Source organism: Pseudomonas laurylsulfatiphila (assembly GCF_002934665.1).
Lineage (GTDB): Bacteria > Pseudomonadota > Gammaproteobacteria > Pseudomonadales > Pseudomonadaceae > Aquipseudomonas > Aquipseudomonas laurylsulfatiphila.
On the sequence record NZ_NIRS01000005.1, the window covers coordinates 236,081 to 248,821 of the forward strand.

Consider the following 12,741-nt stretch of genomic DNA (forward strand, 5'->3'; position numbering starts at 1 on the left):
TGAGTCGGTTTTAGGAGTGGCGGCTGTCCTCCTCTCGCATCAGCGCCTGCAGGGTATCGAGCCGAGCACCGTCGAAGGCAATCACTCTGCCCTGCTCGAACACCCGGCGCGCCAGCCCGGTCAGCACCGCACCGGGCGGCATTTCGATCTGTAGACGTACGCCGCGCTCGTAGGCGCTTTGTACCGTGCCGCGCCAGTCGACGATGCGGCACATGTTGTAGGCCAGGTCGTCACGCAAGGCTTCAGGCTTGATCAGCGGACGCGCACGGCTGCCGCTCAGGTAGCCCATCTTCGGGGCTTGCAGCGGCACCTTGTCGAAGGCTTCGGCCAACCGTTGCGCGGGCTCCTCAAGCAGTGGGCAGTGGGACGGCACGCTCACTGCCAGACGCTTGGCCAAGCCAGCTCCGTGACTTTTCGCCAACTCCGCCACCGCTTTCATCGCCGCGTCGCTGCCGGCAATCACCACCTGGTTATCGGCGTTGATATTGGCCAGATAAACCGGCATTTCTGCGCGGCTCACCTGGGCCAGTAATCCTTCCACCGTGACCAGCTCCAGACCGATGATCGCGGTCATGCCGTAGCCCTGTGGATAAGCCTGCTGCATCAGCTCACCGCGCAGGCTGACCAGATGCAGTGCATCGCTGAAACCCAATGCACCCGCCACCACTGCCGCCGGATAAGCGCCGATCGACAAGCCGGCCACGTAGTCCGGGGCCATGGCCAACTGGCGTGAAGCGGCGACGCCAGCGATCAGCAGGCAAAGCTGAACCGCCCTCGTCGACCGCAATGCTTCGGCAGAATCCAGCTGCGTCACGTCTTCACCGAGCCAATCGCTCGCCTCGTTCAACGTTTCCCGAGGCAAGCGCGCCAGCATGCCGGGTTGCTGCGCACCCTGGCCGGGGAACACCAGCAAGCTGCTCACGCTGCCTGCTCCTGTGGATGCCACGGGTCAGTGACCAGACTGGCCTGAGTGGCATTTTTCAACAGGACCCGCGACGAAGCACCGGCCCACTCGCGCAAGGCAACGGCGCCCAAGGGTGTCTGCAACTGCAGGTCCACGCGGCACACGGCCGTGTCGAGAAAGGCCACCAGCGCATGCGCGTCGGCACGACTCAACGGGCGCGGTGTACGCAGGATCAGATCGAGATCGCTGCCCTCGTGCAATGCGGCAAACCCGCTGGCCAACTCAAACCCGGCACTGCCACTGACACCCCAGACCCAGCCACTTTCATCGAGGTGCGAGCGCAGTTGCGCCAAGGCACGCAGCGCCGGAAAATCGCGCGAGCCTTGAACACGGCAAAGTTCTTCCGGCTGCACCCGCCGCGTGATGGCGGCGACTTCCATCACCGCTGCAAACCGCTGCTCGCGCAACGGCCCGCGCACGCCCACCGCCACCTGCCCCGCCGCGCTCAAGGCACGACGGACCACCACCGGTTGGCCGGCACTGATCGACTCGATCACCCAGGTCGGGGCATCCGCAGGCAACTGCCACGGGGTCATGCCCCACAGCAGGTCGTGAGCCAGAAGCGCATTCACCACTGTGCTCTCAACAATTGGCGAACCTTGTTCGACGCCGCACGATTGGCCGCACCGAGACGACCGCTGAGATCTGCCCCCTTCTCGGCGATATCGCCCATCGCCTGACTCAGGCACCCGGTCACCCGCGCCAGATCCGCTGCAGTCGGCTGCTCAATCTGCTCAACCGACAAGGTTTCCCACAGCAGCCCGAGGCTGGCATAGCTGTCGATGTCATAGGCCATCGGCGGCACACTGGCCGCCAGGGCTTCGAGTTCTTCGACGCTGCGCAAGGTCACCCGCGCAGCCGACGCCTTGCCCATCGCATGCACCATCACTCCCGGATCGCGCAGGGCGATCAAGCGATTGGCCTGATAGCCGTGGGCCAGGAACGCCCCGGACATCGCCTTGCCCACCAGCAAACCGATCACCGCATGGCCAGCCAGACGGGCACGGGCGTAACTGCCCGCCGCTGCGGCCAACGCCTGATGAATGCCGAGGGCTTCTTCGCGGCGACCGTAAGCCTGGCTCGGCACGTCGACAATGGCGATCAGGGCGCGTTTGCGAGCCTTGTTCTGATCGGCGGCGATGACTTCATCCACGGCCTTGGCCAGGCCCCAGCCTTCGAGCAACCCCACTTCGCCGCTGCGTGCACGGACGAAGCGGTTTTCCGGGTCAGCCACCACCGCGATGAAACGCACAGGCTGATCGCCCAGCTCACCGTCCGCGACCTTCAGCGAAGCCGGCAAACCCTCGACCGCTTTCGCCCCGGCACTCAAGGCGTTGAACCAGTTCAAACCACGCAGGGAATACGAGCTCATGGGCGTTCTCCTTGGTACAGATCGCGAACCACGGACGGCTCGATTTGCGGTTCGGCGTCCAGACGCGCCAGGCGCTGCAGGAACAGTTCGGCCTGACGACTGCGTGATTGCGCCGGCAAACCTTGCTGGAGCAACTCACCCACCTGCTGGCGAATCTGCGCCACGTCGTCGGCCACATAGCGATCCACCAGGCCACTGGCGAAGCGCTGCTCGCCACCGGTCAGGCTCCAGATGAAGGGCCGGTCGCGGGAGTCGTATTCCTCGAGTCCGGCTTCCTGCTCGATCACCTGCGGGCCATTCAGGCCGAGTCGCGCTTCCTGGGTCACCAACAGGTAGCTGCACAACCCGGCAGCAATCGACATCCCGCCAAAACAACCGACGCTGCCCGCCACCACACCGACCACAGGCTGGTACTGCTGCAAATCGACAATCGCCGCGTGGATGTCGGCAATGGCCGCCAGGCCGAGGTTGGCTTCCTGCAAACGCACGCCGCCGGTTTCCAGCAGCAGCACGGCGCGAGTCGGGATACCGTTGCGGTTGTCTTCGGCGGCAAGCTCCAGCGCACCGGCGATTTTTGCCCCGCCGACTTCACCGAGGCTACCGCCCTGGAACGCGCCTTCGATGGCGGCGATCACCACCGGCAAACCATCGAGGTTGCCCTTGGCGATCACCACGCCGTCGTCGGCTTGCGGCACCACGCCCTGGCGCGACAGCCACGGCGACATGATCCGTTGAAAAGGGTCGAGCAGTTCGCGGAAGGTGCCAGCGTCGAGCAGGGCCTTGGCCCGTTGCCGCGCACCGAGTTCGACGAAGCTGTGCTTGTTCAGCAGGGATGCGCTGTCAGTCATGGCCGATCTCCTCGAAACCCTGTTCCAGACGCAGGCGCACCACGCCGGGGGTCGCGCCGAAATCGTGGATGTCGATGGCCATCGCCGGCGGCGTCTGGCCGTCGAACATCCGTGCAAACAGATGCTGCCAGCGTTGTTCACTGCCATTGACCGAGGTCTGCACGTTGATCGTCAGCTTGCCGGCCTGACCCGGTTCGATCAGCACTTCCAGATCGCCCGAGCCGACACAACCCACCAGGGTGCGGCCGCGTGGCGGCTGCCCGGCGGGGAATTCAAAAGATAAGGTTTCCATCAAAACACTCCCTGGATAAGGCCGTCGCCCGACTCGATACGGTCGATGAACAGGCAGGCTGCGAGCAGGTCCGCAGCACCACCGGGCGAGGCATTCAACGCGATGAGTTGTTGGTCCAGCTCATGCAGGCGGCGACGTCCGGCGAGGCTGGCGCTCCCCCCGGCATCGAGCACGGCTTGAGCGCCGAGTTGCATGGTGTGCAGACCTTGTTCTCCCGCGCGGTACAGCACGCAGGTGTCGGCCAGATTCGTCATGATCGCCAGCAGTGCATCGAGCCGGGCGTTCTGTTCGCCATGGCCGGCGGCGCGGCTGCATTTGAGTTGCGGCAACGCGCGTTGCAACACCGCCGGGAAGCCCAGTTGCGCTTCTTCACGGGCTCCGCGAGCGCCGTAGCGTTGAGCGACTTGAGCACCGTGGCTGAGTGGACGCGGCGCGTAACGGTCGTCGAGCAGAGCCAGGCGCGCCGCACGAATCGATACGCTGCTTGCAGCCGTGGATTCAGGGTCCAGCGCAGCGGCAGTGACCAACAGGCCCAAGGCCCAGATCGCCCCGCGATGAGTATTCACGCCGCCCGTGGTGTCGAGCATCGCTTGCTCGCCTTCGCGACCGATGCGGCCGACGGCTTCACGCAGGGGCATGCCGATCTCACCGAACTCAATCGCGGCATCGGCCATCGCCTTGAAGGCCGGCCACAGGGACAGTGCCGAAGCGTGCATCAGCCCCAGGTGCAAATCGGTGTGGGCGCCATTGCCGCGACGGTCGACCAGTGCCGGTTTCGGCGACAGATCAGCCTCGTCGATCAGCGCGTCCACCGCCAGGTCCGCCAGCCGCTCGGCCAGGCTCAGGGTTTTGGGTTGCAGGTTGAATGCGTGCATTACCAGCTCCTGAACTTGGCGGGCGGGTTGTAGAGGCCACCGGACCACTCCACCAGATCGGCCACGCTTTTCGCCGCGAGCAGTTCGCGGGTGGCGTCGGTGCGGCGGATGCCGAGGTCTTCGGGCAAGGCGATCAGGCCTTCGCGGCGCATGCGCGCGGTGTCTTTGGGGTTGTGACACAGGCCGATGGCGGTCACCCCGGCGACGGCGGCGATCATCGCCTGGCGTTCTTCCAGCGAGCGCGCCTTGTACAGGTAGGCAATGCCTTCTTCGGTCAACAAATGGGTGACGTCGTCGCCGTAGACCATGATCGGCGCCAACGGCATGCCGCTTTTCTTCGCCACATCAACGGCATCAAGGGTTTCGACGAAGGTCGGTTTGCCGCCCTCCTGGAAGGTCTCGACCATCTGCACCACGAGTTTCTTGCCGCGCTCGAGCATCGGCTCGGCCACGTCGGTGTTGCGCATGTCGAGCCAGGCCGGGGTGCCATGGCGACGACCGCGCGGGTCGTGGCCCATGTTCGGCGCGCCACCGAAACCGGCCAGGCGCCCACGGGTCACGGTGGAAGAATGACCGTCGCCATCGACCTGCAAGGTCGCGCCGATGAACAGGTCCACGGCGTATTGCCCGGCCAGTTGGCTGAACATCCGGTTGGAACGCAGGGAACCGTCGCGCCCGGTAAAGAACACATCCGGCCGCGCCGCAATGTAGTTCTCCATCCCCAGTTCGGTGCCGAAGCAATGCACGCTTTCGACCCAGCCACTTTCAATCGCGGGGATCAGGGTCGGGTGCGGGTTGAGCGTCCAGTTGCGGCAGATCTTGCCTTTGAGGCCGAGGGATTCGCCGTAGGTCGGCAGGATCAGCTCGATGGCCGCGGTGTTGAAACCGATGCCGTGGTTGAGCGACTGCACGTTGTGTTTTTCGTAGATGCCGCGGATCGCCATCATCGCCATCAGCACGTGCACAGGTTTGATGTGTCGTGGATCGCGGGTGAACAGCGGTTCGATGTAGAACGGCTTGTCGGCCACCACCACGAAGTCGACCCAGGAAGCAGGAATGTCGACGCGCGGTAGATCGCTGACATCGTCCACCAACTGGTTGACCTGGACGATGACGATACCGTCGCTGAAGGCCGCCGGTTCGATCAGTGCCGGGGTGTCTTCGGTGCTCGGCCCGGTGTAGATGTTGCCGGCGCGGTCGGCCATGAAACCGGCCGAGAGCACGACGTTGGGAATCAGGTCCACCACCAGCCGTGCGTAGAGTTCGATGTAGGTGTGGATCGCGCCGATTTCCAGCAGGCCGTCTTCGAGCAACTGGCTGATGCGCAGGCTTTGGGTGCCGGCGAAAGAGAAGTCGAGCTTGCGCGCAATGCCGCGTTCGAACAGGTCCAGGTGCTCGGAGCGCCCGACGCTGGGCATGATCATGTGCAGGTCATGCAGCTTCGCGGGGTCGGCCTTGGCCAGGGAACGTGAAAGGAAATCCGCCTGCTTCTGGTTGTTGCCTTCGAGCACCACGCGGTCGCCCGGCAGGATCAACGCCTCCAGCGCCGCGACGATGTTATCGGTGGGCAGCACCACACCGTCGGCAAGACCTCGCACCAGCTCGAGACGCCGCTGCTTTTCGCTGCGCCGCCGCGTCCATCGCGAGTCGGGGGATATTGTTGTTGTCATGACCACTCCACGGGTTCGCTGTCGTGGGGGTCACATTAGGAGTGTTGGGTGGGGGCATCAATCAAGCAGAGTGGCGGTTCGTTACGCTCAGGGTAATGGTTGTCTGGGCTGACGCCTTCGCGAGCAGGCTCGCTCCCACAATGGGCCTGTTTCGCACTCAAGATCCCTGTGGGAGCGAGCCTGCTCGCGAAGGGGCCAGCATGGTCACAGCAAAACCCGAGTCAGTTGATTAACCCGGCATCCACCAACAACGCCTCCAGCGCCAGCAGATCCGGCACCTTGGCCACCTGCTCCCCCACCTGCACCGCCGCCTGTTCCAGCGCACACAACGGCACATCCACGTAACTCAACTGGCTGTCGAGCTTGCACGAGCGCGGAATCCCCTGCACCAACAGCGCGATGAATTTCAGTTCGGGGCGCCCGCCGAGAGCGTTGAGGATGACGATCCGCGCGCGTTCACCGATGACGATTTTCTGCCCGCAGGCCGACTCGAAACTCAGCAGCGGTATCTGCCGTTCGCGCCATGTCACCAGGCCCAGGTACCACGGCGGTGTGTCGAGATCGAAAGTCCCCGGTTGCTGGTAATCGATCAGCTCGGCCACGGCGACGTTGGGCAGGATCAGGTTGCGGTCGGCCAATGGCAGCAGCAGGCCGGTGAGGTTGCTGGTGCGGTGTTCAAGCATGGGTCTTGCTCCAAAAGGCGATGCTTTCGAGCAGCACCGATTCCTGGTACGGCTTGCCCAGGTAGTCGTTGACGCCGATGGCCATGGCGCGGTCGCGGTGTTTCTGCCCGGTGCGGGAGGTGATCATGATGATCGGCAGGTGCTGCAGGCGTTCGTCGTTGCGCACCTGGGTCGCGACCTCGAAGCCGTCCATGCGCGGCATCTCGATGTCCAGCAGCATCAGGTCGGGCATGTGCTCTTCCAGCAGCAGCATGGCATCGACCCCATCCTTGGCGGTCAGCACGTTCATGCCGTGGCGTTCGAGCAAGCGGCTGGTGACTTTGCGCACGGTGACCGAGTCGTCGACCACCATCACCAGCAACGGCCGATGCGGTTCGACCTCTATCTCCTGCCCCGCGGGATGTTGGGGTACGCGGGCCTGCATGGCGCGGATCGGCGCCAGCAGATCCAGAATCAGCACCACCCGGCCATCGCCGAGAATCGTCGCCCCGGTCACCCCTTGCACTGCCGCAAATTGCGGCCCCAGGCTCTTGACCACGATCTCGCGAGTGCCGGCCATGGCGTCCACCAGCACCGCGATGTGCCGTTCGTTGCACTGCACCAGCAACACCGGCAATGGCAGGCTCTGGCCCAACAGTTTCGGGCGCAGGATGGTTTTCAGCAGCTCACCCAGGTAGCACAGCTCGTAACGTTGCCCGGCGTATTCGTAGGTGGGCGAATCGAAGCGGAAATAGCCTTCAAGCTCATTGGGCAGGACGCGAACGATGCCGTCGATGGTATTGAGCGGGATCGCGTATTGATCCTCACCGCACTGCACCATCAGCGCCCGGTTGACCGATACGGTAAACGGCAGGCGAATGCGGAAATGCACGCCCTGCCCGGGCACTGAGTCGATGCTCATGGTGCCGCCCAGTTGCCGCACCTCTTCGTGCACCACGTCCATGCCGACGCCGCGCCCGGAGATCTGGGTGATTTTCTCGGCCGTGGAAAACCCCGGTTGCAGGATGAACTGCAACACGTCGTGATCACTGATAACGCTGTCCGGGGCGAGCATGCCGCGCTTGATCGCCTTGCGCCGCACCGCGTCCAGCGGCACACCGGCGCCGTCGTCGCGGATGTCGAAAATGATGTCGCCGCCTTCGCGCAGCAGATCGAGGGTGATCTTGCCCTTGGCCGGCTTCCCCGCCGCCAGCCGCGCTTCGACGGACTCCAGGCCATGGTCGACGGCGTTGCGCAGCATGTGTTCCAGCGGCGCGGCCATGCGTTCAAGCACGTTGCGATCCATCTCGCCTTCGGCGTTATCGACGATGAAATCCACGTCCTTGCCCAATTCGCTGGACACCTGGCGGACGATGCGCTGTAACCGCGGGAGCATGCGTTCGAACGGCACCATACGCGTGCGCATCAGCCCTTCCTGCAACTCGGTGTTGATGCGGCCCTGCTGTTGCAGCAGGTTTTCCGTGTCGTGATTGCGTCGTTCGAGGGTTTCCTTGAGGTCGAGCAAGTCAGAGGCGGATTCGAACAGCGCGCGGGACAGTTGCTGCAACTGTGAGTGGCGGTCCATTTCCAGCGGGTCGAACTCTTCATAGCCCAGGCGTTCGGCGTCGACATGCTGGCGGCTGAGGATCCGCCCCTGGGTTTCGGTATCGAGGCGGCGCAACTGGTCGCGCATGCGCTCGATGGTGGTCTCCATTTCGCTCAGGGCGATGTGTGCATCGTTGACCTGCTGCTCGATCCGGCCACGGAAGATCGATGTTTCACCGGCCAGGTTGACCAGATCGTCGAGCAGTTCCGCCGAGACCTTGACCATGTCGGCGCCGGCATCGGAGGGCGGCGGCAGTGGTTCGGCCTTGGGCGTGGCCGGTGACGCAACCGGTGCGAGCGTTTCGGGCACGGCCGGGTGGCTGAAGTTCTTGATCGCATCGATCAAGCGGTCGGCGGGCGGCATCGGCTCACCGGCGCGGGCCGCGTCGAGCATCTGCGCCAGGCGGTCATGGCTGCGTTGCAACAGCGCGAACAACGGCGCGGTCGGTTGCAGCACGCCGGTGGACAAGCCTTCGTAGAGGAATTCCAGTTCATGGGCCAGGTCGCCAATCGCGGCGATTTCCACCATGCGTGCGCCGCCCTTGAGGGTGTGCAGGTCGCGCAGCAGGGTTTCCACTTCCTGACGGCTCGAAGGCTGGGCCTGCCAGCGCTCCAGCGCCGCACCGGAGCTTTCGATGATGTCGAAACCTTCCTCGAGGAAGATCTCCAGCAACTCCGGATCATGGGCGGCCGAGTCATTGGTGGCCGCCAGTTCGCTGACTTCGGCGGCGCCCGAGTGGCCCTGCCGGTAGGCGCGAATGGCCTCGATCAGCTCAGCGCAATCGCCCAAGGGCTGGTTGTGCCGTAACTGGTCAAGGTACTGCGCCAAGCGGTCATGGCTCTGCTGCAACAGCACCGCCAATGAGTCGCTGTAGGCGTAGCGACGATCCACCAGGCCTTCGTAAAGGCTTTCCAGTTCATGGGCCAGATCACCGACCGGCCCGACCTCGGCCATGCGCGCGCCGCCTTTGAGGGTGTGCAAATCCCGTTGCAGGGACGACAGCGGCGCGGCGTTGTCCGAGTCGCGCAACCAGCGCTGCAAAGCCTGACCGGCGCTTTCGAGGATATCCACCGCTTCTTCGAGGAAGATCGCGACGATCTCGTCGTCCAGTTCGCGCCCCTCTCCTGTAGGAGCGAGCTCGCTCGCGATGGTCTCACCGGCGCCGCGTTTATCCAATGATAACGCGTCATCGTTAACGTCCATCGCGAGCGGGCTCGCTCCTACAGGGGGTAGCGTGTGCTCTAGATCGGCGGTGGCAGCTCCCAATTCGCGGATGCTCAGGGTGCGGCTGCCATCACTGCGGATCAGGCCCATGGCCGAAGGGTCGAGGCTCTCGTCAAGCAACTCGCGCAAGGCCCTGATCCGTTGCGGCTGCGGGCTGACTTCCTGACCGGCGGCCAGTTCGTCGAGCATGTTGATCAGCGCTTCGTGGGCATTCTGTGCCTCATGGAAAAACCGCTCGCTGACCGCGAGGCTGCTTTCTTCTACGGCACCGTACAGGTCGAGCAACGCTTCGCACAGCTCATCCACCGGGTGCAGGTCGGCAAGGTGGGCGCCTTCGCCGAGGGTGGTCAATTCGTCCAGCAGCGCGCTGAGTTCCTGACGTTCGCCGGGGTGTTGCTGCCAACGCTGTAGCAGGCTCTCGGCGTCGAGCAGGATGTCCATGCCCTGGGCGAGGAAGTTGTTGATCAGCTGCGGATCGCGCTTGATCCGCAGCCCGGTGTTCGGAGTGTTCAGGAGGTTTTCCAGGCGTTCGGCCAGCAGCGCTTTGGCTCGCTCGGTCAAACCCCGGGCGCCGGGAATTTCCGCCAGCGGATCGGTCTTGAGCTGGCGCAGACCGAGGCGGAACAGCCCTTCGGCTTCCAGCAGCAATTCCACTTCATCCAGGTCCAGCGCGATCAGGTGTGCCTTGTATTCCCGGGCCAGTTGATCCAGTGGCGCGGCCAGCTCGGCAATCGGCAAGACACCGGCCATATAGGCACTGCCCTTGAGGGTGTGCAAGGCACGCTGCAATTCGTCGCTGGCCTGCAACGGCACGTGCTCGGCGGCCTGATCAAGGAAACGATTGAGGCTGCCCAAGTGGGTTTGCGCCTCTTTGCGGAAGATCTCCAGCAACAGCGGGTCGAGGGCCGCGACATCCTGCGTATCCTCATCGGACACCGGTTCGTCGCCCTTGGCCAGGGCATGGGCGCGGGCGGCCAACTGGTCGACATCGTTGCGCTGACGCTGGGCATTGGCGGCGTATTCAGCCACCAGCTCCGGCAGCAGTTGCAGCACATCGCCGATCAGTTGCTGCACCGTAGCGCCCGGCTCCACGCTGTTTTCCAGGACGCGGTTGAGCAGGTTTTCCACGGCCCAGGCCAGTTCGCCCAGCACCAGGGCACGCACCATGCGGCCACTGCCCTTGAGGGTATGAAAGGCGCGGCGCAGTTCGCTCAGGGCCGAGCGGCTGTCAGGGTTGACCGACCAGCGCGGCAAATACTCGCGCAGGATTTCCAGGACTTCGTCGGTCTCTTCAAGGAACACCTCGCGCAGTTCCTCGTCCACCGGCTCTTCGCCCGGGGGGGGTGGCAGCAGGCTGCCCGGGGTGTCCAGGGCAGGCGGGTTCAGGCTCGAAACCGGGCTGGCGAGCACATCGGCCAGGGTCTGGACGATCTGCGGGTCATCCAGCTCCTGCATCATCTGCATGACCTGCGCTTCGCTCGGGTTGAGCACATCATCCAGCACCGGCACATGCTGCTCACTGGGGAAAAACCCGAGGCTCGCCAGGCTTTTTTCCGCAACATCGAGCAGGTTTTCACCCTGCGCCTGCGGGTCATCGCCGAGGCGCTCGAGGTAGTACTCGATGCTGGTGATCACGTCGGCCAGATTGTCCAGTTCCTGCCAGCCCGGCTGACCCGGCTCGAGCAACAGGTGCTCGCGAATGAAGTGATTGCAGGTGTCGACCAGGCTCGCCGCCCGGCTCAACGGAATCATTGCCAGCGCGCCGCGTACCTGGGTCAGCAAGGCCGGCAGCGCCTGCAAATGCTGGCGGTCCCAATCGGCGTCGATGTAGTCGACGATCATGTCCTTGGCCTGCTGCAAACAGATGCGGGCCTCCTTGATCACGATCTGATGGATCTGGGTCAGGTCGGTGGTCGGCAGGCGATTGTCATCCTGGCTCTCCGGCTCCACGGTTCCGACCATGCCGGCCAGCGTCGCTTCGACGTACAGCAAGGCCCCGGCAACGTCCATGAGGATCGCATCGTTGGGTTCGCGCTGGCCCTGGGCGAGGCTGAGCACCACCGCCAATTGATCGATGATCACCTTGCGCGGCTGGCCGAAGCCCAGGACCGCCAGGGTGTCGGCGATTTGCCGCAGTGGTGCCAGCAGGCTGTCGAGGTCAGAGGTGTGCTGGCGGTCACTGCGCACGAACAGATCCAGGCGTTCCTTGACCCGCACCAGCTCTTCGCACAGCGCTGCCAGCACCGAGCGCATGGCATCACGGTCGGGACCGGCCAGCCGCGCGCGTTCTTCATCGACCATCGCGCTGTCGGGCAGCGCGTCGTCCAGTGAGTAGCGTTCTTTCATGGTCAGCATCTGCCCGGTGGGATGTTCGGCCTTGGCAATGTAGAACAACAAACTCTTGAGCAGCTCCGGTGGCGCCGGTTGGTTGATGCCGCGCATGCCTTCTTCGAGCAGGCGCTTGAGTTCCTTGTCGGCGTCCTTGAACAGGCTGCGCAAGGCCGGGCTGTTGGCGATCGCACCGCCCTGCATGCCTTCGACCAGCGCCGAGGCCACCTGCCATAGTGGGCTTAGGGGTGCATTGGCGCACAGTGCTTCGAGGCGGGCGAAGACCTTGGCCAGGTAATCGAGGTTGGTTTCGTTGTCCTGCTCACGCAGGAACCCAACCAACGCCATCTGCAGCATCTGCCGCAGCTTGCGCAGCACATTGGGTAATTCGGCCGGCTCAAGCTGCGCCAGCGTTTCTGCGTCCAGCGCAGGCAACTCGGGCAATTGCGGGCTGAACAGGCTGGTTTCCGACAGCAGGCTTTCGCCACGGGCGCTGCGCAGGTCGTTGATCAGGGGCAACACCACCAGTGGCAAATCGCCGCGCGCGCCTTGCACCCGGTCCAGGTAGATCGGCAACTGCCCAAGGGCCTGCATCAACAGGTGTAGCGCCTCGTCGCGATGGCTGACACGGTTGCCCTGCAAGGCCACGGCCAGTTGTTCCATTTCTTCGGCGAGCAATGCCGCACCGTAGAATTCGACCATCTGCAAACTGCCGTGGACCTGATGGATGCACACAAGGCATTCATCCAGCGCGTGCGTCGCCTGCGGGTCATCGAGCAGGTTTTCAATCGCGTGATGAGCCTGTTTCAGCGTTTCGGCAATCTCGCCCTTGACCCACTCGAGGGCCACATAGTCGTGCCGATCACCCATAACCACTCCAATCACAATTCAGATACCCAT

9 protein-coding genes are annotated in these 12,741 nt (G+C 64.0%); all 9 read right to left on the bottom strand.

Annotated features, from left to right (window positions below; genetic code table 11):
* Positions 1–10 precede the first annotated feature (10 nt).
* Entirely contained in the window at positions 11–922 is a 912-nt protein-coding gene (gene mdcH / locus CD175_RS19530; RefSeq protein ID WP_104450123.1) for a malonate decarboxylase subunit epsilon, read from the bottom strand.
* Entirely contained in the window at positions 919–1,539 is a 621-nt protein-coding gene (locus CD175_RS19535; protein WP_104450124.1) for a malonate decarboxylase holo-ACP synthase, read from the bottom strand. The genes mdcH and CD175_RS19535 overlap by 4 nt, the downstream gene beginning before the upstream one ends.
* Positions 1,533–2,336: a biotin-independent malonate decarboxylase subunit gamma gene (gene mdcE / locus CD175_RS19540; RefSeq protein WP_104450125.1), complete on the bottom strand. Its 804-nt coding sequence runs from the start codon at positions 2,334–2,336 to the stop codon at positions 1,533–1,535. The genes CD175_RS19535 and mdcE overlap by 7 nt, the downstream gene beginning before the upstream one ends.
* Complete coding sequence (locus CD175_RS19545; protein WP_007975426.1) at positions 2,333–3,184, bottom strand: biotin-independent malonate decarboxylase subunit beta; 852 nt, start codon at positions 3,182–3,184, stop codon at positions 2,333–2,335. The genes mdcE and CD175_RS19545 overlap by 4 nt, the downstream gene beginning before the upstream one ends.
* On the bottom strand, positions 3,177–3,476 hold the full coding sequence (locus CD175_RS19550; RefSeq protein ID WP_008001147.1) for a malonate decarboxylase subunit delta: 300 nt from the start codon (positions 3,474–3,476) through the stop codon (positions 3,177–3,179). The genes CD175_RS19545 and CD175_RS19550 overlap by 8 nt, the downstream gene beginning before the upstream one ends.
* Complete coding sequence (locus tag CD175_RS19555) at positions 3,476–4,351, bottom strand: triphosphoribosyl-dephospho-CoA synthase (RefSeq protein ID WP_104450126.1); 876 nt, start codon at positions 4,349–4,351, stop codon at positions 3,476–3,478. The genes CD175_RS19550 and CD175_RS19555 overlap by 1 nt, the downstream gene beginning before the upstream one ends.
* Positions 4,351–6,021 carry a malonate decarboxylase subunit alpha gene (gene mdcA, locus CD175_RS19560; RefSeq protein WP_104450127.1) on the bottom strand — a complete coding sequence of 557 codons (1,671 nt, stop codon included), beginning with the start codon at positions 6,019–6,021 and terminating at the stop codon, positions 4,351–4,353. Before mdcA ends, CD175_RS19555 begins: the two co-directional genes overlap by 1 nt.
* Positions 6,022–6,242: 221 nt before the next feature.
* The gene (locus CD175_RS19565; protein ID WP_104450128.1) at positions 6,243–6,704 is read right to left on the bottom strand and encodes a chemotaxis protein CheW; all 462 of its coding nucleotides are present in this window, start codon (positions 6,702–6,704) and stop codon (positions 6,243–6,245) included.
* Positions 6,697–12,711, bottom strand: a complete 6,015-nt coding sequence (locus tag CD175_RS19570; RefSeq protein WP_104450129.1) for an Hpt domain-containing protein — start codon at positions 12,709–12,711, stop codon at positions 6,697–6,699. The genes CD175_RS19565 and CD175_RS19570 overlap by 8 nt, the downstream gene beginning before the upstream one ends.
* Positions 12,712–12,741: the final 30 nt, after the last annotated feature.

What these genes read in the sequence shown, in the direction of transcription:
- CD175_RS19565 (WP_104450128.1), bottom strand. Translation starts at nt 6,704, where the DNA reads ATGCTTGAACACCGCACCAGCAACCTCACCGGCCTGCTGCTGCCATTG.
- CD175_RS19545 (WP_007975426.1), bottom strand. Translation starts at nt 3,184, where the DNA reads ATGACTGACAGCGCATCCCTGCTGAACAAGCACAGCTTCGTCGAACTC.
- mdcE (WP_104450125.1), bottom strand. Translation starts at nt 2,336, where the DNA reads ATGAGCTCGTATTCCCTGCGTGGTTTGAACTGGTTCAACGCCTTGAGT.
- CD175_RS19550 (WP_008001147.1), bottom strand. Translation starts at nt 3,476, where the DNA reads ATGGAAACCTTATCTTTTGAATTCCCCGCCGGGCAGCCGCCACGCGGC.
- CD175_RS19555 (WP_104450126.1), bottom strand. Translation starts at nt 4,351, where the DNA reads ATGCACGCATTCAACCTGCAACCCAAAACCCTGAGCCTGGCCGAGCGG.
- CD175_RS19570 (WP_104450129.1), bottom strand. Translation starts at nt 12,711, where the DNA reads ATGGGTGATCGGCACGACTATGTGGCCCTCGAGTGGGTCAAGGGCGAG.
- mdcA (WP_104450127.1), bottom strand. Translation starts at nt 6,021, where the DNA reads ATGACAACAACAATATCCCCCGACTCGCGATGGACGCGGCGGCGCAGC.